Source organism: Massilia sp. 2TAF26 (assembly GCF_052115005.1).
Classification (GTDB): domain Bacteria; phylum Pseudomonadota; class Gammaproteobacteria; order Burkholderiales; family Burkholderiaceae_D; genus Telluria.
The window spans coordinates 83,834-105,971 of sequence record NZ_JBFRFV010000025.1; the positions used below are offsets into that span (position 1 = coordinate 83,834).

The following is a 22,138-nucleotide window of genomic DNA, read 5'->3' on the forward strand; positions in this document are numbered from 1 at the left end:
TCGCCCCGGTCCCGCATTCCATCAGATAGCCGCGCTTAGAACGACTTCTTGAAGTCGGCGATGGCGGCGGCCAGCGCTGCTTCGCCGTCCTTGTCCAGGGCCTTGGTCTCGTCAATCTTCGACAGCAGGGCACCGTGGCTGGACTTCAGGAAGTTGTGCAGACCGGCTTCGAAATCCAGCACGCGCTTGACTTCGATATCGTCGAAATAACCTTTGTTGACGGCGAACAGCGATGCGGCCATCAGCGAGATCGGCAGCGGCGAGTACTGCTTCTGCTTCAGCAGTTCGGTCACGCGTGCACCGCGGTCCAGCTGTTTGCGGGTCGACTCGTCCAGGTCCGATGCGAACTGCGCGAACGCAGCCAGCTCACGGTACTGCGCCAGGTCGGTACGGATACCGCCGGACAGGCCCTTGATGACCTTGGTCTGGGCAGCGCCACCGACGCGCGACACCGAGATACCTGCGTTGATCGCCGGACGGATACCGGCGTTGAACAGCGAGGTTTCCAGGAAGATCTGGCCGTCGGTAATCGAGATCACGTTGGTCGGCACGAAGGCCGAGACGTCGCCAGCCTGGGTTTCGATGATCGGCAGTGCGGTCAGCGAACCGGTCTTGCCGGTCACGGCGCCGTTGGTGAAGGCGGACACGTAGTCGGCGTTCACGCGAGCGGCACGCTCCAGCAGACGGCTGTGCAGGTAGAACACGTCGCCCGGGTAAGCTTCGCGGCCCGGCGGACGGCGCAGCAGCAGCGAGATCTGGCGGTAGGCGACGGCCTGCTTCGACAGGTCGTCGTACACGATCAGCGCGTCTTCGCCGCGGTCGCGGAAGTATTCGCCCATCGCGCAGCCCGAGTAGGCCGAGATGTACTGCATGGCTGCCGATTCCGAAGCGGAAGCGGCGACGACGATGGTGTACTCCATCGCGCCATGCTCTTCCAGCGAGCGCACGATGTTCTTGATGGTCGAGGCCTTCTGGCCGATCGCCACGTACACGCAGGTCATGTTCTGACCCTTCTGGTTGATGATCGCATCAACTGCCACGGCCGACTTGCCGGTCTGGCGGTCGCCGATGATCAGCTCGCGCTGGCCACGGCCGATCGGCACCATCGCGTCGATCGACTTGATACCGGTCTGCATCGGCTGCGAGACGGATTCACGCGCGATCACGCCCGGGGCGATCTTTTCGATCGGAGCGGTCAGCTTGGCGTCGATCGGACCTTTGCCGTCGATCGGCTGGCCCAGTGCGTTGACGACGCGGCCACGCAGTTCCGGGCCGACCGGGACTTCCAGGATGCGGCCGGTGGTCTTGACAGTGTCGCCTTCGGAGATGTGCTCGTAAGCACCCAGAATCACGGCGCCGACCGAGTCACGCTCGAGGTTCATCGCCAGACCGAAGGTGTTACCCGGGAATTCCAGCATCTCGCCCTGCATCACGTCCGACAGACCATGGATGCGGCAGATACCGTCGGCGACGGAGATCACCGTGCCTTGGTTACGAACATCAGCCGAACCTTCGAGGCCCTGGATGCGGCTCTTGATCAGTTCGCTGATTTCAGACGAATTAAGTTGCATGAGTGCTAACTCCTAATAGTTTCTTGATGCGTAGGGCAAGGGCTTGGACGCGGTAGACGGTGCAAAGATCCTCAGGCCACCAGCGCGTTGTGCATCTGCTGCAGCTTCGCGCGGACCGAGGTATCCAGCACTTCGTCACCGACGACCACGCGCACACCACCGATCAGCGACGGGTCGACTTCGACCGTGGGGTTCAGCTTGCGGCCAAATTTCTTTTCGAGCGTGGCGGCCAGCGCATTCACCTGGTCGGCCGACATCTCGAAGGCGCTGTAGACAGTCGCGTCGGCAGCACCTTCTTGCGCATTCTTCAGCACAGTGAACTGGGCGGCGATTTCCGGCAACAACGCGATACGGCCGTTTTCGGCCAGCATCACGATGAAGTTTTTCGCTTCGGCGTTCAGCGGCGACTTGACCAGCGACGCAATCGTCTCGGCCAGTTGTGCCGCCGTGACGTTCGGATTGCCGGCAAAAGCCTGCACGTCCGGATTGGCGCCGATTTGCGCCAGTTCCGAGACGATGCCGGACCAGGCCGCCATGTCGCCGTTCTGGGCGACACGGAACAGCGCTTCGGCGTAGGGGCGGGCGACGGTTGCGAATTCAGCCATGATCAGAGCTCGGTCGACAGGCGGTTCAGCAGGTCGGCGTGGGCCGCTGCGTTCACTTCGCGCTTGAGGATCTGCTCGGCGCCGGCCACCGCCAGGCTTGCCACCTGGCCGCGCAGTTCTTCGCGCGCGCGGGTCACTTGCTGCTCGGCGTCGGCCTTGGCAGCTTCGACGATGCGGGCGGCTTCGACGGCAGCGGTCTGCTTGGCTTCTTCGATGATTGCGTGGGCACGCTTTTCGGCGTCGGCGATGCGCTTGGCGCTTTCTTCGCGGGTCGACGCCAGTTCGGCGGCGATGCGTTTTTCGGCGGCAGCCATTTCTGCCTTGCCGCGGTCAGCTGCGGCCAGGCCGTTCGCGATCCTCTGGGCGCGCTCGTCGAGCGCTTTCATCACCGGCGGCCACACGAATTTCATCGTGACGAACACCAGGATGAAGAAGACCACGAACTGAACAAACAGAGTTGCGTTCAGATTCACGGTAAATTCCTTCTCACAAAAACGGATGCCGAACCGGGTAGGTTCGGCTGCTCAGAATCGAATGACGTGTCGATTAGGCGTGGAACGGATTTGCGAAGGCGAACAGCATGGCGATACCAACACCGATCAGGAATGCCGCGTCGATCAGGCCGGCCAGCAGGAACATCTTGGTCTGCAGGGTGTTCATCAGTTCAGGCTGACGTGCCGAAGCTTCCAGGTATTTGCCGCCCATCAGAGCGATACCGATACAGGCACCAATTGCACCCAGGCCGATGATCAGACCGCAAGCCAGCGCAATGTAAGAATAGTCAGTCATTAGAATTACTCCAAAAGTTAATTTAAAAAGCTAGAAAATTACAACTTCTTTACTACCACTATCTTGTTCGTTCTTGCGATCGCGTCGGTCAGTGGCTCTCGTGGGCCTGACCGATGTACACCAGCGTCAGCATCATGAAGATGAAAGCCTGGAGGAGCACGATCAGGATGTGGAAGATTGCCCAAGCCGAACCTGCGACGATTTGGCCGACGATACCGAACGGGCCGGCCAAGGCGCCGAGCAGGGCAATCAACAGGAACAGCAGCTCGCCGGCGTACATGTTGCCGAACAGTCGCATACCGAGCGACACGGTGCGTGCTGCGTATTCGATCATGTTCAACAGGAAGTTGAACGGAGCCAGGTAAATGCCAAACGGTGCGGCGAACAGTTCGTGGATCCAGCCGCCGACGCCCTTGACCTTGACGTTGTAGTACAGGACCACGGCCAGCACGCCCAGCGACATACCCATCGGACCGTTCAGGTCGGCGGTCGGCACGATACGGAAGTGCATTTCACCCAGGCCCATGGTGCGCAGGATGGCGGCGAACAGGTCGACCGGCAGGAAGTCCAGGCAGTTCATCAGGAAGACCCAGATGAAGACGGTCAGGGCCAGCGGCGCGATGAAGCGGCGGTCGCCGTGGATGATCGACTTCGACTGGTCTTCGACCATCTCGACGACGCTTTCGAGCAGGCCCTGGAAGCGGCCCGGCACGCCGGAAGTCGCCTTGCGCGCGCCCAGCCACATGACGAACACGCCGATCACGCCCATCACGATCGACCAGAACACGGTATCGTAGTTGATGACCTTGAAGTTTACGATGAAATCCTGATGGATATTGGTCAGGTGACCCAGGTGGTGCTGAATGTATTCGCCGGCGGTGGGCGCATGCTCCGCGGCGGTTTCTACCGTTGGACTCGTCATTATTTCTGCCTAAATATTAAGATGATGTAACTTTTCAGCGCCACGATGAAGCCGCCCAACAGGGCGAACCAGTTCAGATCGTGGTAAAGCCGCGCCGTCACGTACAGCAGCGCCAGCGTTAAAGCAATCTTTACAAATTCCCAGATGAAGAACGTGGCAGGATTCGCGCCGCCCGGCTTCTGCGTACCGGCAAACAGGCGCATCGCCATGACACCGTTGGGAACGACACAACAAAAGCCGCCTAGTACCGCCGAAAACATCGCAGCCCACCCCCCAATCAGTCCGGCGATCAAGCCGGCCACGATTGTTGCCATCATTTGCAGGGAGACCAAGCGCAGCATTTTTCTTGTTCTTTCGCGCCAGCCGTGTGGAACCGAGTTACGGTATGGTAATTACATGRATCAGCGGGATTATAAGGGCTTATGAAGTGCAGAGTCAAACTCTTCCGTCCTTATATCGCGTCTACAACGATGTAAAAACGACAAAGAAATTTAACGTCAATCCCGGAAAAATCCTACGAAATTCAGCCTATTACAGGGAACATAGTGCGATCTACCAAAAGTCCTGTAGATGCATATACCGGCGATCGATGAGGGGGTGTACTGTGGGCAATTCGACACTTGCCCACAGCTTCGATGCGGATGCGGGATCAGTCGCGCAGGCGGGTCAGCACGCTTTCGAGCACGTCGAGGTCGGCAAAATCGATGATCATCTGCCCCTTGCCCTTCGGTCCCATCTTGAAGGCGACCGGGGTGGCGAGACGGTCGGACAGTTCTTCCTCGAGGCGGACGATGTCGCCCGACTTTTCCTTCTGGCGCGCGGTGGCCGCCGGCGCGTTCTGCTCTTCCAGGGTACGGGCGACCAGTTTTTCGGTTTCGCGTACCGACAGGCGTTTCGCGATCACCTGGGTGGCCAGCGCGATCTGGCTGGCGGCGTCGACCGCCAGCAAGGCGCGCGCATGGCCCATGTCGATATCCCCTGCCATCAGCATGGTCTGCACCGGCTGGGCCAGGTTCACCAGGCGCAGCAGGTTCGACACCGCACTGCGCGAGCGGCCGACCGCGTTGGCGGCCTGTTCATGGGTGAAGTCGAATTCCGAGATGAGGCGCGCGATGCCTTGCGCTTCTTCGAGGGGGTTCAGGTCTTCGCGCTGGATGTTCTCGATCAGGGCCATCGCGGCCGCGTTCTGGTCGTCGACCTCGCGCACCAGCACCGGGATCTCTTCCAGGCCGGCCAGTTGCGCCGCGCGGAAGCGCCGTTCGCCGGCGATGATCTCGTAGCCGATCTCCCCTGCCCCCGTGATCGGACGCACCAGCACCGGCTGCATGATGCCCTGGCTCTTGATGGAGGCGGCCAGCTCGGACAGCGAGCCGTCGTCCATGCGGGTGCGCGGCTGGTACTTGCCGGCCTGGATGCGGGTGACAGGCAGGGCGGACGGGCTGCCGCTTGGTGCGGCCGGGGTCTCGTGGGCGTCGCCGCCGAGCAGGGCGTCGAGGCCGCGGCCGAGTCCCTTCAGTTTTTTGGTTGCCATGATGTTGGACTGTTCTGTTTATATGTGGATTACATGGTCTTGATGCGCTCGACCATCTCGGCGCCGAAGGCGATGTACGCCTGCGCCCCTTTCGACGAAGGATCGAACACCACGCCGGGGATGCCGTACGAGGGCGCCTCGGCCAGTCGAACGTTGCGCGGGATGATGGTCTTGAAGACCTTGTCGCCGAAGTGCTGCTCGAGCTGGCTTGACACCTGCTGCGACAAGGTCATGCGCGGATCGAACATCACCCGCAGCAGGCCGATGATGCGCAGGTCGTGGTTCAGGTTGGCGTGCACCTTCTTGATCGTGTTGACCAGGTCCGACAGGCCTTCCAGCGCGTAGTACTCGCACTGCATCGGGATGATCACGCCGTGCGCGCACACCAGGCCGTTCAGGGTCAGCATCGACAGCGCCGGCGGGCAGTCGATCAGGATGAAGTCGTAGTCGGCGTCGACCTTGGCGAGAGCGTCCTTCAGTCGGCGTTCGCGGTTTTCCAGTTCCACCATCTCGACTTCGGCGCCGGCCAGCTCGCGGTTCGCCGGCAGTACGTCGAAGCGCCCCGCTTCGCTGCGCAGCTTGCTGCTTTCGACGTCGGCCTCGCCGAGCAGCACCTCATAGATCGAGGAGCTCAGGCCGGCCTTGTTGATGCCCGCGCCCATGGTGGCGTTGCCCTGCGGGTCGAGGTCGACCAGCAGCACGCGCTGGTCCAGCTTGGCCAGTCCGGCGGACAGGTTGACGCTGGTGGTGGTCTTGCCGACGCCGCCCTTCTGGTTTGCTACGCAAAAAATTTTCGCCATGTATGCCTTCAAAAAGCCATACCGTTAATACCATTAAAACGATTTATACGATTTACTTGGTAATACGGTATAAACGGTTTATATCGTTTAGCTGGTTACCCTTTGGATGAAAACCAGATGACGTTCCGCCCCCAGCCTGGGCACCTGCAGGGGTTCCACTTTCGTCACCTTCCATTCGGCCGGCAGCCTCTGCCGCTCGTCCTCCGGCGCCACCCCTTTCAGGGCAATGTATCTGCCCTGCTCCGCCAGCAGATGCGCAGACCACTCGACGAAATCCGAGAGGTCGGCAAAAGCACGCGAGGTGATGACGTCGAATTTGTCGCTCACCTCCAGCTCCTGCACCTTCATGGTGTACACGCTGACGTTGGCCAGGCCCAGCTGCGCCTTCACCTGGGTGAGGAAGGCGGTTTTCTTGTGCACGGTGTCGATCATCGACACTTTCATGTCCGGACGGACCACCGCCAGCACGATCCCGGGCAAGCCGCCGCCCGCGCCGACGTCCAGCACGTTGTTCGCACCGGCGAAGGCAGGTACTGCGGCCAGGGAATCGAGCAGGTGGTGAGTCACCATCTGCATCGGATCGCGCAGTGAAGTCAGGTTATAGACGGAATTCCACTTGAACATCAGGGCCAGGTAGTCCAGCAGCTGTTCCTGCTGGGACGGGCTGACCTCGAGCTGCATCTCGGCGATGCCGTCGCGCAGTACCTGAGCAAGGGCATTGCGGTCGAAATTCTTCATTCGGCAAGCTCCTGCTGCGGCGCCTCGCCGCTGCCTTCCGCTGGCGCATTGGTAAAGCCCTTGGCGCCCCGTTTTTTCAGGTGCACCAGCAGCAGGGAAATCGCCGCCGGGGTCACGCCGGAGATGCGCGACGCCTGGCCCAGGGTTTCCGGACGCTGTTTATCGAGCTTCTGGCGCACCTCGATCGACAGTGCCGTGATCTCCAGGTAGTTCAGGTTTTCCGGCAGTTTCAGGTTCTCGTAGTAGTCGTGGCGCTCCACTTCCCGCGCCTGGCGGTTGATGTAGCCCGAATACTTCAGCTGGATCTCGATCTGTTCCTTCACCGCCGGATCCTCGACGCCGGGGCCGGCCAGGGCCTGGCCCTCGTTGCCCTGCAGGCTCATCAGCTTGTCGTACTCGACGCCGGGACGGCGCAGCAGGTCGGCCAGGTTGTACTCGCGTTCGATGGCTTGGCCGATCACGCGTTCGGATTCGGCGGCCGCCAGGATGCGCGGGTTGACCCAGGTCGAGCGCAGGCGTTCCAGTTCCAGGGCCACTGCTTCGCGCTTGCGCTCGAAAGCTTCCCATTGCGCATCGCCGACCACGCCCAGCTTGCGGCCGATTTCCGTCAGGCGCATGTCGGCATTGTCTTCGCGCAGCGACAGGCGGTACTCGGCACGGCTGGTGAACATGCGGTAAGGCTCGGCCACGCCCTGGGTGGTGAGGTCGTCGACCAGCACGCCGAGATAGGCTTCCGAGCGGCCCGGGGTCCAGGCTTCCTTGCCCTGGGTCTGGCGTGCCGCATTGATACCGGCAAGCATGCCTTGCGCCGCCGCTTCTTCGTAGCCGGTGGTGCCGTTGATCTGGCCGGCGAAGAACAGGCCGTTGATCGCCTTGGTTTCCAGCGACGCCTTCAGGCCGCGCGGGTCGAAGTAATCGTACTCGATCGCATAGCCGGGACGCAGGATGAAGGCGTTTTCCAGGCCGCGCATCGAGCGCACCAGGGCAAGCTGCACGTCGAAAGGCAGGCTGGTCGAGATCCCGTTCGGATAGAACTCGTTGGTCGTCAGCCCTTCCGGTTCGAGGAAGATCTGGTGCGATTCTTTCGAGGCGAAGCGGTGGATCTTGTCTTCGATCGACGGGCAGTAGCGCGGGCCGACGCCTTCGATCACCCCGGTGTACATCGGGCTGCGGTCCAGACCGTTACGGATGATCTCGTGGGTTTGTGCATTCGTGTGCGTGACCCAGCACGGCACCTGCTTCGGGTGCATGGCGACATTGCCCATGTACGAGAACACCGGCACCGGATCGAGGTCGCCCGGCTGCTCGCTCATGGCGGAAAAGTCGATGCTGCGACCGTCGATGCGCGGCGGCGTGCCGGTCTTCAGGCGGCCCTGCGGCAGCTTCAGCTCTTTCAGCCTGCTCGAAAGGGACACCGCCGCCGGATCGCCGGCGCGGCCGGCCGTGTAATTCTGCAGGCCGACGTGGATCTTCCCGTCGAGGAAAGTACCGGCCGTGAGCACCACGGCGCGGGCGCGGAACTGCAGGCCGATCTGGGTGACGGCGCCGACCACACGGTCGCATTCGACCATCAGGTCGTCCACGGACTGCTGGAACAGCCACAGGTTCGGCTGGTTTTCCAGGCGCGAGCGGATCGCGGCCTTGTAGAGCACACGGTCGGCCTGGGCGCGGGTGGCGCGCACGGCCGGGCCCTTGGACGAGTTCAGGATGCGGAACTGGATGCCGGCCTCGTCGGTGGCGATTGCCATCGCGCCGCCCATGGCGTCCACTTCCTTGACCAGGTGGCCCTTGCCGATACCGCCGATCGACGGGTTGCAGGACATCGCACCGAGGGTCTCGATGTTGTGAGTAAGCAATAGGGTCTTTTGCCCCATGCGTGCAGACGCGAGCGCCGCTTCGGTGCCGGCATGGCCGCCGCCAACGACGATCACGTCGAATTCTGTCGGAAATAACATGATGGAATGTGCTGCGAGGAGAGTTAAGCTGGGATTATAGATTCTTTTTTCCGTGCAGCTTCAAGTCGGTCCCGAAAACCACAGAATTTTGTTTCACGTGAAACCTTTTTGGAGGAAGGCGGATGAGGCCACAGTTGCTCGCCGCTCACGGAATGTTCGCCGCCCTCCCCGCCATCGCGGCCGGTAAGGTGCCCAGGCCAGGGCCCTGCCGGTCCAGGTGCGCACGCTGGTCGGTACACGCTGCCGGCTCGCGGCCTGCACTAGCGGCGCTACCTACTGGATCGTCAACAGCCACCCGCCATATGCGCCGCTGCTCGTCGCCACCGATGCCAACGCCTGCGAGAAGGCAAGCTGGTGTCCGAACAAAAAGGCCATGGACCCGGCGATTGCTGGAGCATGGCCGGGTGGACCTGGGATGGCAAGGCCTTCGCCTAGAGCGCCGCCTGGGATACCGGCAGGTGCCGGCTGATCGCGCCCGGTGGCACCGGGCTGTTGCCCACTCTCCTTACAACCGTCACACCGATATGATGAGGCCGCACTGTTTCACGTGAAACATTACCAGCCGAGGTGGCGGAAGGTATCGAAGGCTGTCTTTACAATCAGCAAGGACACGACGACCAGGAAGAGCTTGCGCACGAAACCGCTGCCGTGCTTCAGCGCCAGCCGGGTACCGACCAGCGAGCCGCCGATCTGGCACACCGCCATCACCGCCGCCAGTTTCCAGATCAGGTGGCCGCTGTAGCCGAACCAGATCAGGGCCGAAACATTGCAGGCCACGTTGACGATCTTCGCCGCCGCCGAGGCGCCGAGGAAATCGAAGCCGAAGAACCGCACGAACAGGAAGATCAGGAAGCTGCCGGTCCCTGGACCGAAGAAGCCGTCATAAAAGCCGATCGCGGCGCCGACCCCGACCGCCAGCAGGCGCTCCGTCATGCCGCTGTGGACCGGCGCATGGACCGAACCGAAGTCCTTTTTCTTGAAGGTGTAGACGGCCACCGCCAGCAGGATCAGCGGCAGCAGGCTGCGCACGAAGTCGCCCGGCACGCGGGTCACGGTCCAGGCGCCGACGAAGGCCAGGGCGAAGGCGGCGACGGCTGCCGGCGCCGCCGTGCTCCAGGCCACCTGCACCCGGCGCGCATACTTCACCGCCGCGACCGTGGTGCCGCACATCGATGCCAGCTTGTTCGTTCCCAGCAGGGTCGCCGGCACTTCCTTCGGAAACACGGCGAAGATCGCCGGGATCTGGATCAATCCTCCCCCTCCCACCACAGCATCGACTAGACCGGCAAGAAAGGCCGCGCAGGCCAGGGTGGCGAGATCAAACATGGGAACAAATGCATAGAGGGAAATCGCCATTGTACGGTAATGAAAGAGGCCAGCTGGTGTAAGCTTGAGCAAACGCAAAACCAACAAGGAGACGCCGTCGATGAGTACCGCCATCCCCGCATTCAGCTTCAGCACCGTGTCCAGCATCGTGTCCGAAGCCGGCGCCTCGCTCAGGCTCGGACAGCTCGTCGCCGAACGTTTCCCGGGCCTGCGTCGGGTGCTGATCGTCACCGATCCCGGCTTCCTGCGCACCGGCCTGGTCGAGCCGCCGCGCGCCAGCCTGGAACGCCAGGGCATGCAAGTGATGGTTTATTCGGACGTGCTCGCCGATCCGCCGGAAGCCGTGGTCGAGGCCGCGGCCCGCTTCGCGCGCAGGCAGGGAACGGAACTGGTGATCGGCCTGGGCGGCGGCAGCTCGATGGACGTCGCCAAGCTGGTCGCGGTGCTGGCCGGCAGCGAACAGCCGCTGGCCGAGATGTACGGCATCGGCAAGGTCGCCGGGAAGCGCCTGCCGCTGGTGCAGGTGCCGACCACCGCCGGCACCGGTTCGGAAGTCACCAACATCGCCATCGTCACCACCGGCGAGACCACCAAGATGGGCGTGGTCGCTCCCCAGCTCTACGCCGACCTGGCGCTGCTGGATGCGAGCCTGACGGTCGGCCTGCCGCCGGTGGTCACCGCCGCCACCGGCATCGACGCCATGGTGCACGCGATCGAAGCCTATACCAGCCGCCACAAGAAGAATCCGCTGTCGGATATGCTGGCGCGCCAGGCGCTGTCCCTGCTGTCGGCAAACATCGTCAAAGCCTGCGAGAACGGCCACGACCTCGACGCCCGCCAGGCCATGCTGCTGGGCGCCTGCCTGGCCGGCCAGGCCTTTTCCAACGCCCCAGTGGCCGCCGTCCATGCGCTGGCTTACCCGATCGGCGGCATCTTCCACGTTGCCCACGGACTGTCGAACTCGCTCGTGCTGCCGCACGTGCTGCGTTTCAATCTGTCGGCGGCCAGCGGGCACTATGCGGAACTGGCCGGCATCGTCGTGCCCCACGCCAGCGGCAGCGAAGAGGCGCGCGCCCAGGCCTTGATTGTTGCGATGCAGCAGATCGCCAAGATCACGGGGGTCGAGACGACGCTGCAGCAGGTCGGCATTACGGAACGCGACCTGGATCGTTTGGCTGACGATGCGATGCTGCAGACCAGGTTGCTGGGGAACAATCCGCGGGAGCTGACGCGCGAGGATGCGCGGGCGATTTACGCGGCGGCGCTCTAACTGTCGTTTCCGGCATTGCCGGGAACGACGAGCTAAACGGTACTCCTTTTCGCCCCAAGAAAATCCAGCAGCAAGGCATTCACCCGCTCATGCGCCGTCAGCTGCAGCCAGTGGTCGGCATCGCGGATCCGTTCGAAGCGGAATTCGCCATCCACGTAATGCGCCGAATCGCGCATCTGCTTTTCGCCCAGCGCCGGGTCGCGGTCGCTCCAGATGCCCATCACCGGCACTTTGACGCGTGGATAGGACTGCGGCAGCGCCAGCTTGAGGTTGGCGCGGTAATAGTTCAGCGCCGCAGTCAGCCGTCCCGGCGGACCGAGATCGCGCTTCCAGAAATCGGCCTGGCCCGGCTCGCTGGTGAACTGGCGCAGCGCGAACCAGTCGGCCGCGCGCAGCGTGGCTTCGGCAATGCCCGGCATGCAGAACAGCGGGATATAGGCCATCCGCAACTGCTGCAGGATGCCGGCGTGGGCGATCGCCTTCGGATGGCCGGTCGACAGGACCACCAGGCGCTCGACGCGCTGCGGCACCATGGACGCCAGCTGCCAGCCGAGGATGCCGCCCCAGTCGTGGCCGACGATGCTCACCTTGTCGATCTTCAGCGCATCCAGCAGCCCCAGTATGTCGGCCCGGATCTTGTCGAGGGTGTAGTCGAGCACGTGGGGCGGCGCATCCGTGCGGCCGTAGCCGCGCAGGTCGGGCGCCAGCACGCGGAAACCGGCTTGGGCCAGCACCGGTATCTGCTTGCGCCAGACGATGTGGGTATCGGGAAAACCGTGCAGGAGGAGGACCACCGGCCCCTGCCCGGTCGTGGTGGCGTGCATGTGGATGCCGTTCGCATCCAGCATCAGGGATTCGTCGATCACAGCCCCTCCTGTGTGTTAGGCCGCCCTGCTCCCGCGCTTGGCGGCATTGAAAGCCGCCGCGATCTCGCCGACGATGCCGCGCCGGAACAGCAGCACGCAGGCAACAAAGATCAGCCCGGTAACGATGCCGACCGATTCGCCGAGTGACGCAAACCATTCTACATGGGTCGCTTCGGCGAGGAAGTTCCCTACGTCGCCGAGCTTGTTTTCGAGGGCGACCACCAGGAAGGCGCCCAGCACCGGCCCGGCCAGCGTGCCCATGCCGCCTACCAGGGTCATCAGGATGACGAGGCCGGACATGGTCCAGTGCACGTCGGTGAGGGTCTCGAAGCCCAGCACCACGGTCTTGGTGGCCCCTGCGAGGCCCGCCAGGGCGCTCGAGAGCACGAAGGCCAGCAGCTTGACCTTGTCCACGTCGTAGCCCAGGGAAATGGCGCGTGGCTCGTTTTCCTTGACCGCCTTCAGCACCTGGCCGAAAGGCGAATGGATGATGCGCACGATCAGCGCGAAGCCGGCCACGAACAGCGCCAGCACCACGTAGTACATGGTCAAATCGTTGCCGAGGTCGAGCAGGCCCAGCAGCTTGCCGCGTGGCACGCCCTGCAGGCCATCCTCGCCGTGCGTGAAGGGCGCGCGCAAGGCGCCGAAGTACACCATCTGGGCCAGCGCCAGGGTGATCATCGCAAAATAGATGCCCTGGCGCCGGATCGCCAGCAGACCCATCACGAGGCCGATGGCGCCGGCCGCCAGCACGCCCAGCACGAGACCGGCCTCGAAGGGCAGGCCCAGCGCCGTCAGCGCGTAGCCGGTCACGTAGCCGCCGGCGCCGAAGAAGGCGGCATGGCCGAAGGACAGCAGGCCCGTATAGCCGATCAGCAGGTTGAAGGCGCAGGCGAACAGGCCGAAGCACAGCAGCTTCATCAGGAACACCGGATAGCCGACGAAGGGCGCGGCCAGGGCGACCAGCAGGGCAAGGGTGTAGCCGAGTTTTCGATTCATATCACTTTTCCTTGCCGAACAAACCTGCCGGACGCAGCAGCAGCACGATCACCATCACGACGAACACCACCACTTCCGACGCTTCCGGGTAATAGACGCGGGTCAGGCCCTCGATCACGCCCAGGCCCAGGCCGGTGACGATGGAACCGAGGATCGAGCCCATGCCGCCGATCACGACCACGGCGAACACGACGATGATGAGGTTGGAGCCCATCAGCGGCGTGACGTTGATGACGGGCGCCGCCAGCACCCCGGCAAAGCCCGCCAGGGCGACGCCGAAGCCATAGGTGAGGGTCACCATCAGCGGCACGTTGACGCCGAAGGCTTCGACCAGTTTCGGGTTCTCGGTACCGGCGCGCAGGTAGGCGCCCAATCTCGTCTTTTCGATCACGAACCAGGTCGCCAGGCAGACCGTCAGCGAGGCCGCGACCACCCAGGCGCGGTAGTTCGGCAGGATCATGAAGCCGAGGTCGGTGGCGCCGGACAGGGCCTCCGGCACGTCGAGGGTCTGGCCGGAAACGCCGTAGAAGGAGCGGAACACGCCTTCCAGCAGCAGGGTGATGCCGAAGGTCAGCAGCAGGCCGTACAGATGGTCCAGCTTGTACAGCCAGCGCAGCATCGACTTCTCGACCAGGATGCCGAACACCCCGACCAGCAGCGGCGCCAGCACCAGCATCACCCAGTAGTTCAGGCCGAAGGAAGTGACGCCGATGAAGGCGGCAAAGGCGCCCATCATGTATAGCGCGCCATGCGAGAAATTGATGACGTTGAGCAGGCCGAAGATGACGGCCAGGCCCAGCGACAGCATCGCATAGAAAGAGCCGTTGACCAGGCCCAGCAGGAGCTGGCTCAGCATGGCTTGCAGGGGGACGCCGAAGATTTCCATATGAGTTCAGGCTAAAAATTGCGGCAACGTACACAAGCACGTCATTCCCGCGAACATATGCCCGTCATCCCCGCGCAGGCGGGGATCCAAGTTTTTGTGGGTCGCAACAAACTTGGGTCCCCGCCTGCGCGGGGACGACGGCGCCAGAGTTAACGAATTACTTCCACGCCGCGCACTTCGATTCGGCCTTGGTCGTGTAAGCCTGCGAACCCGGAATGGTCGCCACAACCTTGTAGTAATCCCAGGCCCCCTTCGATTCCTTCGGGGTTTTGACCTGCATCAGGTACATGTCGTAGACCATGCGGCCGTCCGGGCGGATTTCGCCGTTCTTGGCGAACATGTCGTTAATCTTGGTCTTTTTCAGGTGGGCCATGACCTTGTCGGCGTCGTCGCTGCCGACCGCCTTCACCGCGTTCAGGTAGTTCGTCGTGGCCGAGTAGTCGGCCGCCTGCAGCATCGAGGGCTGCTTCTTCATCTTGGCGAAGTAGCGCTTCGACCAGGCGCGGGTGGCGTCGTTCTGGTCCCAGTACCAGCCGTCGGTCAGGTACAGGCCCTGGGTCGTGTTCAGGCCGAGGGTGTGGATATCGTTGATGAACACCAGCAGGCCGGCCACCTTCATCTTCTTGGTCAGGCCGAATTCGTTGGCGGCTTTTACGGAGTTGATAAAATCGCCGCCAGCGTTCGCCAGGCCCAGCACCTGGGCTTTGGAGGACTGGGCCTGCAGCAGGAAGGACGAGAAGTCGGAGGCGCCCAGCGGGTGCTTCACGCTGCCGAGCACGGTGCCGCCGTTGGCCTTGATGACCTCGGTGGTGTCCTTCTCCAGCGACTGGCCGAAGGCGTAGTCGGCGGTCAGGAAATACCAGGACTTGCCGCCCTGCTTGACCATGGTGGCGCCGGTGCCGCGCGCCAGCGCCACGGTGTCGTAGGCGTAGTGCACGGTGTAGGGCGAGCATTCCTCGTTGGTGAGCCTGGCGGAGCCGGCGCCGATGGCGATGAAGACTTTTTTCTTTTCCGCGGCAACCTTGGCCATCGCCAGGCTGGCGCCCGAGTTGGTGCCGCCGATCAGCATGTCGACGCCCTGCTGGTCGAACCATTCCCTCGCCTTGCTGGCGGCGATGTCCGCCTTGTTCTGGTGGTCGGCGACGATGAACTGGATCTTCTTGCCGTTGATGGCGCCGCCCATGTCGGCGATCGCCATGCGCACCGCTTCGGCGCCGCCGTTGCCGTCGATGTCCGAGTAGACACCGGACAGGTCGGTGATCATGCCGATCTTGATGGTGTCGCCCGAGACCTGGGCCTGGGCGGGAATGGACAAAAAGGCGGCCGCGGCGGTGGCGGCGATGGCGGTGGCAATGGCGGTGCGTTTCATGGGTCGTCTCCGTTAATGAAAGTTGTTATTCAAACGCCTAGCAATTCGGTGAGTTCGGGCATGCTGGCCTGAAGCTCGGCCGCGTGGATGGTCTTGACGATCTGGCCGTGCTCCATCACGTAGAAGCGGTCGGCCAGCGGCGCCGCGAAGCGGAAGTTCTGTTCCACCATCACGATCGTGTAGCCCTTGGCTTTCAGGGTCGTGATCATGCGGGCCAGGGCCTGCACGATGACGGGCGCCAGGCCTTCCGAGATCTCGTCCAGCAGCAGCAGCCGCGCGCCGGTGCGCAGGATGCGCGCCACCGCCAGCATCTGCTGCTCGCCGCCGGACAGCCGCGTGCCCTGGCTGTTTCGGCGCTCGTACAGGTTGGGGAACATCTCGTAGATCTCGTCCAGCGACATGCCGGCCGCCCTGCCCTTCGAGGCCGCCAGCACGGGCGGCAGCAGCAGGTTTTCCTCGGTCGACAGCGAGGAAAAGATGCCGCGCTCTTCCGGACAATAGCCGATGCCGAGGTGGGCGATCTTGTAGGTGGGAAGGTGGATTGCCTCGGTGCCGTGGATGCGGATCGAGCCGCGCCGCGTGCCGGTCAGGCCCATGATGGCGCGCAGGGTCGTCGTGCGTCCCGCGCCGTTGCGGCCGAGCAGGGTCACGACCTCGCCCTCGTCGACGGACAGGGAGACGTCGTGCAGGATGTGCGATTCGCCGTACCAGGCCTGCAAGCCCTGGATTTCCAGTGCCGCCGCCATCAGTGCGCTCCTTCGAGTGGCGCTTCGGTGCCCATGTAGGCTTCCATCACCTGTGGATTACGCGAGACTTCGGCATAGTTTCCCTCGGCCAAAATGGCGCCGCGCTGCAGCACCGAGATGCGGTCGCAGATGCCGGACACCACGTTCATATTGTGCTCGACCATCAGGATCGTGCGGCCGGCCGACACTTTTTTGATCAGTTCCGTCACCCGGTGCACGTCTTCGTGGCCCATGCCCTGGGTCGGTTCGTCGAGCAGCATCAGTTCCGGCTCCATGCCCAGGGTAGTGGCGATCTCGAGCGCGCGCTTGCGGCCGTAGGGCAGATCGGCGGTCAGCGTATCGGCAAAGCTGCCGAGGTCGACTTCCTCGAGCAGCGCCATCGCGCGCTGGTTCAGCTGGTCGAGGGAGCGTTCGCTGCGCCAGAAATGGAAACTCGTGCCCAGCGCGCGCTGCAGGCCGATGCGGACGTTTTCCAGCACCGTCAGGTGGGGAAAGACGGCCGAGATCTGGAAGGAACGGATGATGCCCATGCGGGCGATCTGGGCCGGTTTCACACCCGTTATGTCGCGCCCGTTGAACAGGATCCGGCCCGAGGATGGCACCAGGAACTTGGTCAGCAGGTTGAAACAGGTGGTCTTGCCGGCGCCGTTGGGGCCGATCAGCGCATGAATATGGCCGCGCTGCACCTGCAGGTCGACGCTGCTGACCGCCGTAAAACCCTTGAATTCCTTGGTCAGCTCGCGCGTCTCCAGAATGACGTCCGCCATCACTCCTCCATTGCCAAACTTACATATTTTCAGGATTCCCCAAGATACAACACATCGTTTGCCGCTGCGTCCGTGTCACGTACTGTACAAACGCAAACCCGTTGTGCATTTTTGCGCACCCTGCGCGGCGATCAGCTGGGCCGTCTTCTCGGCGATCATCAGGGTGGGCGAATTCGTGTTGCCGGAAGTGATGAAGGGCATGACGGAAGCGTCGACCACGCGCAGGCCGTGCACGCCCTTGACCCGCAATTCGCTGTCGACCACCGCCATCGGATCCTCGCGCCTGCCCATCTTGCAGGTGCCGACCGGGTGGAAGATCGTGGTGCCGATCAGGCTGGCAGCCTCGGCGAGTTCCTCTTCCGTGCGGTAGTGCGGACCCGGCTTGAATTCTTCCGGCCGGTACTTGGCCAGCGCCGGCGAGGCCACGATGCGCCGGGTCAGCGCCAGCGCCTGCGCCGCCACTTGCCGGTCTTCCGGCGTACTCAGGTAGTTCGGCGTGATTTTCGGCGGCGCGTAGCTGTCGTTCGAGGCGGCGCGTACGTGGCCGCGCGAAGTCGGGCGCAGGTTGCAGACGCTGGCGGTGAAGGCGGGAAAGCCGTGCAGCGGGTCGCCGAACTTGTCCAGCGACAGCGGCTGCACGTGGTATTGCAGATTCGGCGACATCTGGCTCGCGTCGGAACGGGCGAATGCGCCCAGCTGGGACGGCGCCATCGACATCGGCCCGCTCTGGAACAGCATGTATTCCAGGCCGATCTTCGCCTTGCCGAACCAGCTCGAGGCCGTCGTGTTCAGCGAGGGCGCGCCGGTGATGCGGTAGACCATGCGCAGCTGCAGATGGTCCTGCAGGTTTTCGCCGACGCCCGGGGAATCGACCAGCGGTTCGATGCCCTGCCTGGCCAGGCTGACGGCCGGGCCGATGCCGGACAGCTGCAGGATGTGCGGCGAGCCGATCGCGCCGGCGGCAAGCAAGGTTTCGCGGCGCGCGCTGGCGCTGAAGGCCCGTCCGCCGCCGGTAAATTGCACGCCGCGGCAGACCTTGCCCTGCTCGGTCGCTTCGATGAGCAGCTTTTCCACGTGGCAGCCGGTCATGATGGTCAGGTTCGGGCGCTGCGAAGCGGGTTTCAGGAAGGCCTTGGCCGTGTTCAGGCGGATGCCGCGGCGCTGGTTGACTTCGAAATAGGCACAGCCGGCGTTATCGCCGCCGTTGAAATCCGCAACTTTCGGAATGCCGTTCTGGGCGGCCGCCTCGCGGAAGGCATCCAGGATTTCCCAGGACAGGCGCTGGCGCTCGACCCGCCATTCGCCGCCGCTGCCGTGGATCTCGCTGGCGCCGCCGTGATGGTCTTCGCTCTGCCGGAACAGGGGAAGCACGTTTTCCCAGCGCCAGGACGGATCGCCGCTGACCTCGGCCCAGCGGTCGTAATCGCCGGCCTGGCCGCGCATATAGATCATGCCGTTGATCGAAGACGACCCGCCCAGCACCTTGCCGCGCGGGTAGATCAGCGAGCGCCCGGCCAGTCCGGGATCGGATTCGGTGCGGAACAGCCAGTCGGTGCGCGGATTGTCGATGCAGTAGAGATAGCCGACCGGAATGTGGATCCACAGGTAGTCGTCCTTGCCGCCGGCCTCGATCAGCAAGACCTCGACATCCGGCTTGCGGGTCAGGCGGTTGGCGAGCACGCAACCGGCGGTGCCGGCGCCCACGATGATGTAGTCGTATTCCCCTGCCGATTCCACGCTGCCCCCTCCATGTCACACGGTTGATGCTTCGCTTCATCAAGCTTACCAGATCGTCAAGCTGCGGCAACTGTGGATAAGCTTTTGTATATCCACAGGTACGGAATGTGCGAAAACCGCACTTTCCGCACAGCGGGATTTTTTATCCATATTTTCCACCAGGCACATACAAGGCAGGTCCACCGCCTTATGCGGCGCGTAAACGCCTGATCTTGTGGACAAAACCGGGTTTATCCACAGATGAGACCCCCCGTTAACTATTACCACTATTCTGTATACATACTTTTGGGGGTAAACCTGAGGACCCTTTCCAAAAGCCGGCCCTGGCCGAAAAAAAAATTTTCGACTTCGGCCAGGCCACAGCCCGACGACTCACCCGGCTTCGACCGCAACGACTGGTAAATGATCCAGTCTTGCCGACCATTTCCTGGCTAAAAAAATTTCCGACTCCGGCAACGCCGCCTCAGCGTCCGAAAAAACCGGCTTCGACCATGCCCGCAAACACCGAAACCATCCGCTCTGTGGACAAACCCATGAATATCCACAGGAGCGAATGTGCGAAACCACCCGACTTGGCCACAACCGGTTTTTTGTCCAGTTTTGGTCCCCGCCGGAAACAAGCCTTGTTCAGCAGCTTCGATCACAGGTAAACCCTTGAGCATGTGGAGAAAATCGGCCTTATCCACAGATCCGGCAGCGTTTACTATCACTACCAATTTATATATCTATCCAAGTTAACTAAAACAAAGAAGCGACTCTGCGTGGACAAGACGGAAAAATCGCGCTTCGCTGTCGCTGGCGACAGATGGCAAGGCCACTACTCGGCAAACGCCCGATTGGTCTACAGGAAGAACGAGATGCGACGTCCATCGCAGGGAATGGCGAATCTGGACTGCAGACAAGGAAGAGCGAGCAGGAAAGATGACGAGACGACGCGAACGCCAGCGGACCAGGCAAACGCGGCCGCTGCACAGCCGTTTCTGCTGAAGCTTTTGCTGAACCACATGCAAAACCGGCAAGTTCAGCTGCCCAATCAGCTGCAAAACCACATCGTCTGTGGAAAAACGCCTGCATATCCACAGCGGCAAATGTGCAGAAGCCAGTTTTTTGCTGGCCAAAGCGTTTTTGTCCAAGATCGGTTCAAGCTGGATACAATGTTTTTCCAGCTCATCCGGCAGCACGTAAACCGTTGACGCTGTAGACAAATCTCCTCTTATCCACAGCAGAAGCGGCGTTTACTATCTACTACCAGTTTTTATATACATCTTGTTTTATTAAAACACTGGGCAGCAAAACCGCCGTCAACCCGCCATCCAGGCCATCCAGGACAGAAAAAACATGCGATTAGGGATCATCAGTGCCTTGCACGAAGAACAGCAGGGGCTCGTAGAAGCCATGGAAGGGCCCTACAAGCTCATCCACGGTATGCGCGAGTACTGGGTAGGAAAACTCTGGGAAATCGACGCTGTGGCCGTTCTATCGCGTATAGGCAAGGTTGCGGCTGCCATGACAGCCACCACGCTTGTGGAGAAGTTCGGAGTTACGCACATCCTCTTTACCGGTGTGGCCGGTTCCGGCGATGCTTCGGTGCGTGTCGGCGACATCGTGGTGGCCGAATCTCTGGTCCAGCACGACATGGATGCGAGTCCGCTGTTTCCGCGTCACGAGGTACCGTTGACGGGCCTGAGCCATTTTTCCAGCGACCGCCAGATGGCGCTGGAACTCGGTCATGCCGCCCAGTACTTCCTCGAGCGCGATCTCGTTCAGGCAATCGATGCCCAGGAAAGGGCCGTATTCGGGCTACAGGCGCCGCGGGTGCACCGTGGTCTCATCGGTAGCGGCGACCAGTTCGTCAGCCACAGGGAGCGTATCCGGGCCCTTGGCGAGGCTCTACCGGGTCTGCTGGCGGTGGAAATGGAAGGCGCCGCGGTCGCGCAGGTGTGTTTCGAGCTGGGCATCCCCTTCGGCGTGATTCGCACGATTTCCGACAATGCCAATGAAAACGCGGCCACCGACTTCATGCGTTTCGTGAAGTCGGTGGCCGCGCAGTATGCCTTTTACATCGTCAGGCAGTTCTGTCAGGCGAGCAATCAGGCCAACAGGGTGTCGGCCGGCACGTAGTCGTAGCCGAGGTCTTTCGCCACCGCCGCATAGCTCACCTTGCCCTGGCAGACGTTCAGGCCGTTTTTCAGGTGCGGATCGTCGCGCAGCGCCTGCCGCCAGCCCTTGGTGGCCAGCGCGACCGCATGGCCGATGGTGGCGTTGTTCAAGGCGAAGGTCGAGGTGCGCGCCACCGCGCCCGGCATGTTCGCCACGCAGTAGTGCACCACGCCGTCGACCACGAAGGTCGGATCCGCGTGCGTGGTCGGATGCGAGGTCTCGAAGCAGCCGCCCTGGTCGATCGCGACGTCGACCACCACTGCGCCCTTCTTCATGCGCGAAACCATGCTGCGCGTCACCAGCTTCGGCGCCGCCGCACCGGGCACCAGCACGCCGCCGATCACCAGGTCGGCCGTCAGCACTGCTTCTTCGATCGCGTGGGCGTTCGAGTACAGGGTGGCGATGCGGTTGCCGTAGACCAGGTCGAGCTGGCGCAGGCGATCGACGTTTTTATCGAGAACGGTGACCCGGGCGCCGGTGCCGACCGCCATCTGCAGCGCATTCGTACCGACCACGCCGGCGCCGATGATCACCACATGACCCGGCGCCACGCCCGGCACGCCGCCCAGCAGCAGGCCCATGCCGCCCTTCGATTTTTCCAGGTGGCTGGCGCCGGCCTGGATCGACATCCGTCCCGCCACCTCGCTCATCGGCGCCAGCAGCGGCAGGCCGCCCCCGGGGCCGGTGATGGTTTCGTAGGCGATGCAGACGGCGCCCGACTTCACCAGGGCCGCGGTCTGCTCCGGATCCGGCGCCAGGTGCAGATAGGTGTACAGGATCTGGCCTTCGCGCAGCATCGCGCATTCCTGTGGCTGCGGCTCCTTGACCTTCACGATCATGTCCGCGCGCGCAAAAATCTCCTGCGCGCCGGCGACGATGCTTGCGCCCGCCGCCACGTATTGCTCGTCTGTCAGGCCGATCTCGGCCCCAGCGCCGGCCTGGACCAGGACCTGATGTCCACGCGCCACCAGTTCGTGGACGCTGGGCGGGGTCAGGCCGACGCGATATTCATGGTTTTTGATTTCCTTTGGAACGCCAACTAGCATGTCTACCTCCAAGTTGAACAACTCAAACGACTGCGCATGTGAAAACCGGGGCGTG

22 protein-coding genes are annotated in these 22,138 nt (G+C 62.7%); 3 read left to right on the top strand and 19 right to left on the bottom strand.

The annotated features are described in order from the left end of the window. Positions 1-35: 35 nt before the first annotated feature. The 11 genes from atpA to AB4Z32_RS21525 all read right to left on the bottom strand — a co-directional run bounded on the left by atpA (position 36) and on the right by AB4Z32_RS21525 (position 10,237). Positions 36-1,571 carry a F0F1 ATP synthase subunit alpha gene (gene atpA / locus AB4Z32_RS21475; protein ID WP_442123901.1) on the bottom strand — a complete coding sequence of 512 codons (1,536 nt, stop codon included), beginning with the start codon at positions 1,569-1,571 and terminating at the stop codon, positions 36-38. A 71-nt stretch (positions 1,572-1,642) separates the two neighbouring features. Then, positions 1,643-2,176 carry a F0F1 ATP synthase subunit delta gene (locus AB4Z32_RS21480; protein WP_442123902.1) on the bottom strand — a complete coding sequence of 178 codons (534 nt, stop codon included), beginning with the start codon at positions 2,174-2,176 and terminating at the stop codon, positions 1,643-1,645. Between the two features lie 2 nt (positions 2,177-2,178). Continuing rightward, entirely contained in the window at positions 2,179-2,649 is a 471-nt protein-coding gene (locus AB4Z32_RS21485) for a F0F1 ATP synthase subunit B (RefSeq protein ID WP_442123903.1), read from the bottom strand. 73 nt (positions 2,650-2,722) lie between these two features. Continuing rightward, positions 2,723-2,965 carry a F0F1 ATP synthase subunit C gene (gene atpE, locus AB4Z32_RS21490; protein ID WP_052234347.1) on the bottom strand — a complete coding sequence of 81 codons (243 nt, stop codon included), beginning with the start codon at positions 2,963-2,965 and terminating at the stop codon, positions 2,723-2,725. 88 nt (positions 2,966-3,053) lie between these two features. Then, entirely contained in the window at positions 3,054-3,887 is an 834-nt protein-coding gene (atpB, locus tag AB4Z32_RS21495; RefSeq protein ID WP_442123904.1) for a F0F1 ATP synthase subunit A, read from the bottom strand. Then, a complete protein-coding gene (locus AB4Z32_RS21500) occupies positions 3,887-4,228 on the bottom strand; it encodes an ATP synthase subunit I (RefSeq protein ID WP_442123905.1) in 342 nt (113 codons plus the stop codon). Before AB4Z32_RS21500 ends, atpB begins: the two co-directional genes overlap by 1 nt. A 308-nt stretch (positions 4,229-4,536) precedes the next feature. Continuing rightward, positions 4,537-5,418 carry a ParB/RepB/Spo0J family partition protein gene (locus AB4Z32_RS21505; protein ID WP_442123906.1) on the bottom strand — a complete coding sequence of 294 codons (882 nt, stop codon included), beginning with the start codon at positions 5,416-5,418 and terminating at the stop codon, positions 4,537-4,539. A 29-nt stretch (positions 5,419-5,447) separates the two neighbouring features. After that, the gene (locus AB4Z32_RS21510) at positions 5,448-6,218 is read right to left on the bottom strand and encodes a ParA family protein (RefSeq protein WP_442123907.1); all 771 of its coding nucleotides are present in this window, start codon (positions 6,216-6,218) and stop codon (positions 5,448-5,450) included. Between the two features lie 87 nt (positions 6,219-6,305). Continuing rightward, a complete protein-coding gene (rsmG, locus tag AB4Z32_RS21515) occupies positions 6,306-6,956 on the bottom strand; it encodes a 16S rRNA (guanine(527)-N(7))-methyltransferase RsmG (protein WP_442123908.1) in 651 nt (216 codons plus the stop codon). Then, complete coding sequence (gene mnmG / locus AB4Z32_RS21520) at positions 6,953-8,911, bottom strand: tRNA uridine-5-carboxymethylaminomethyl(34) synthesis enzyme MnmG (protein ID WP_442123909.1); 1,959 nt, start codon at positions 8,909-8,911, stop codon at positions 6,953-6,955. Before mnmG ends, rsmG begins: the two co-directional genes overlap by 4 nt. A gap of 555 nt (positions 8,912-9,466) precedes the next feature. Continuing rightward, positions 9,467-10,237, bottom strand: a complete 771-nt coding sequence (locus AB4Z32_RS21525) for a sulfite exporter TauE/SafE family protein (RefSeq protein ID WP_442123910.1) — start codon at positions 10,235-10,237, stop codon at positions 9,467-9,469. Positions 10,238-10,349: 112 nt separating this feature from the next. On the opposite strand from AB4Z32_RS21525, the gene AB4Z32_RS21530 reads away from it, so the two are divergent. Continuing rightward, positions 10,350-11,507 (top strand): iron-containing alcohol dehydrogenase, encoded by a 1,158-nt coding sequence (locus AB4Z32_RS21530; RefSeq protein ID WP_442123928.1) that lies wholly within the window; start codon positions 10,350-10,352, stop codon positions 11,505-11,507. A gap of 32 nt (positions 11,508-11,539) precedes the next feature. On the opposite strand, the gene AB4Z32_RS21535 is transcribed toward AB4Z32_RS21530, so the two are convergent. From AB4Z32_RS21535 to AB4Z32_RS21565, 7 genes are all read right to left on the bottom strand, one after another. Then, a complete protein-coding gene (locus AB4Z32_RS21535; protein ID WP_442123911.1) occupies positions 11,540-12,373 on the bottom strand; it encodes an alpha/beta fold hydrolase in 834 nt (277 codons plus the stop codon). A gap of 15 nt (positions 12,374-12,388) precedes the next feature. After that, positions 12,389-13,372, bottom strand: a complete 984-nt coding sequence (locus AB4Z32_RS21540; protein WP_442123912.1) for a branched-chain amino acid ABC transporter permease — start codon at positions 13,370-13,372, stop codon at positions 12,389-12,391. A 1-nt stretch (position 13,373) separates the two neighbouring features. Continuing rightward, positions 13,374-14,258 carry a branched-chain amino acid ABC transporter permease gene (locus tag AB4Z32_RS21545; RefSeq protein ID WP_442123913.1) on the bottom strand — a complete coding sequence of 295 codons (885 nt, stop codon included), beginning with the start codon at positions 14,256-14,258 and terminating at the stop codon, positions 13,374-13,376. Between the two features lie 157 nt (positions 14,259-14,415). Beyond that, positions 14,416-15,627, bottom strand: coding sequence for an ABC transporter substrate-binding protein (locus tag AB4Z32_RS21550; protein WP_442123914.1), 1,212 nt, complete (start codon positions 15,625-15,627; stop codon positions 14,416-14,418). Positions 15,628-15,656: 29 nt separating this feature from the next. Continuing rightward, positions 15,657-16,373 carry an ABC transporter ATP-binding protein gene (locus AB4Z32_RS21555; RefSeq protein ID WP_442123915.1) on the bottom strand — a complete coding sequence of 239 codons (717 nt, stop codon included), beginning with the start codon at positions 16,371-16,373 and terminating at the stop codon, positions 15,657-15,659. Further along, positions 16,373-17,140: an ABC transporter ATP-binding protein gene (locus tag AB4Z32_RS21560; RefSeq protein ID WP_442123916.1), complete on the bottom strand. Its 768-nt coding sequence runs from the start codon at positions 17,138-17,140 to the stop codon at positions 16,373-16,375. The genes AB4Z32_RS21555 and AB4Z32_RS21560 overlap by 1 nt, the downstream gene beginning before the upstream one ends. A gap of 75 nt (positions 17,141-17,215) precedes the next feature. Continuing rightward, positions 17,216-18,877 carry a GMC family oxidoreductase gene (locus AB4Z32_RS21565; RefSeq protein ID WP_442123917.1) on the bottom strand — a complete coding sequence of 554 codons (1,662 nt, stop codon included), beginning with the start codon at positions 18,875-18,877 and terminating at the stop codon, positions 17,216-17,218. A 761-nt stretch (positions 18,878-19,638) separates the two neighbouring features. On the opposite strand from AB4Z32_RS21565, the gene AB4Z32_RS21570 reads away from it, so the two are divergent. Both AB4Z32_RS21570 and AB4Z32_RS21575 read left to right on the top strand, forming a co-directional pair. After that, complete coding sequence (locus AB4Z32_RS21570; protein ID WP_442123918.1) at positions 19,639-20,070, top strand: hypothetical protein; 432 nt, start codon at positions 19,639-19,641, stop codon at positions 20,068-20,070. A gap of 145 nt (positions 20,071-20,215) precedes the next feature. Beyond that, a complete protein-coding gene (locus AB4Z32_RS21575) occupies positions 20,216-20,998 on the top strand; it encodes a 5'-methylthioadenosine/adenosylhomocysteine nucleosidase (RefSeq protein WP_442123919.1) in 783 nt (260 codons plus the stop codon). Here the strand turns inward: AB4Z32_RS21575 and ald are convergent. Then, positions 20,968-22,083 (bottom strand): alanine dehydrogenase, encoded by a 1,116-nt coding sequence (gene ald / locus AB4Z32_RS21580; protein ID WP_442123920.1) that lies wholly within the window; start codon positions 22,081-22,083, stop codon positions 20,968-20,970. The genes AB4Z32_RS21575 and ald overlap by 31 nt on opposite strands. Between the last annotated feature and the right edge of the window lie 55 nt (positions 22,084-22,138).

Coding starts and splice junctions, on each gene's coding strand:
- AB4Z32_RS21540 (WP_442123912.1), bottom strand. CDS start 13,372: ATGAATCGAAAACTCGGCTACACCCTTGCCCTGCTGGTCGCCCTGGCC.
- AB4Z32_RS21550 (WP_442123914.1), bottom strand. CDS start 15,627: ATGAAACGCACCGCCATTGCCACCGCCATCGCCGCCACCGCCGCGGCC.
- AB4Z32_RS21575 (WP_442123919.1), top strand. CDS start 20,216: ATGCGATTAGGGATCATCAGTGCCTTGCACGAAGAACAGCAGGGGCTC.
- atpE (WP_052234347.1), bottom strand. CDS start 2,965: ATGACTGACTATTCTTACATTGCGCTGGCTTGCGGTCTGATCATCGGC.
- AB4Z32_RS21510 (WP_442123907.1), bottom strand. CDS start 6,218: ATGGCGAAAATTTTTTGCGTAGCAAACCAGAAGGGCGGCGTCGGCAAG.
- AB4Z32_RS21480 (WP_442123902.1), bottom strand. CDS start 2,176: ATGGCTGAATTCGCAACCGTCGCCCGCCCCTACGCCGAAGCGCTGTTC.
- AB4Z32_RS21545 (WP_442123913.1), bottom strand. CDS start 14,258: ATGGAAATCTTCGGCGTCCCCCTGCAAGCCATGCTGAGCCAGCTCCTG.
- mnmG (WP_442123909.1), bottom strand. CDS start 8,911: ATGTTATTTCCGACAGAATTCGACGTGATCGTCGTTGGCGGCGGCCAT.
- AB4Z32_RS21500 (WP_442123905.1), bottom strand. CDS start 4,228: ATGCTGCGCTTGGTCTCCCTGCAAATGATGGCAACAATCGTGGCCGGC.
- AB4Z32_RS21560 (WP_442123916.1), bottom strand. CDS start 17,140: ATGGCGGACGTCATTCTGGAGACGCGCGAGCTGACCAAGGAATTCAAG.
- AB4Z32_RS21555 (WP_442123915.1), bottom strand. CDS start 16,373: ATGGCGGCGGCACTGGAAATCCAGGGCTTGCAGGCCTGGTACGGCGAA.
- atpB (WP_442123904.1), bottom strand. CDS start 3,887: ATGACGAGTCCAACGGTAGAAACCGCCGCGGAGCATGCGCCCACCGCC.
- AB4Z32_RS21505 (WP_442123906.1), bottom strand. CDS start 5,418: ATGGCAACCAAAAAACTGAAGGGACTCGGCCGCGGCCTCGACGCCCTG.
- ald (WP_442123920.1), bottom strand. CDS start 22,083: ATGCTAGTTGGCGTTCCAAAGGAAATCAAAAACCATGAATATCGCGTC.
- atpA (WP_442123901.1), bottom strand. CDS start 1,571: ATGCAACTTAATTCGTCTGAAATCAGCGAACTGATCAAGAGCCGCATC.
- rsmG (WP_442123908.1), bottom strand. CDS start 6,956: ATGAAGAATTTCGACCGCAATGCCCTTGCTCAGGTACTGCGCGACGGC.
- AB4Z32_RS21525 (WP_442123910.1), bottom strand. CDS start 10,237: ATGTTTGATCTCGCCACCCTGGCCTGCGCGGCCTTTCTTGCCGGTCTA.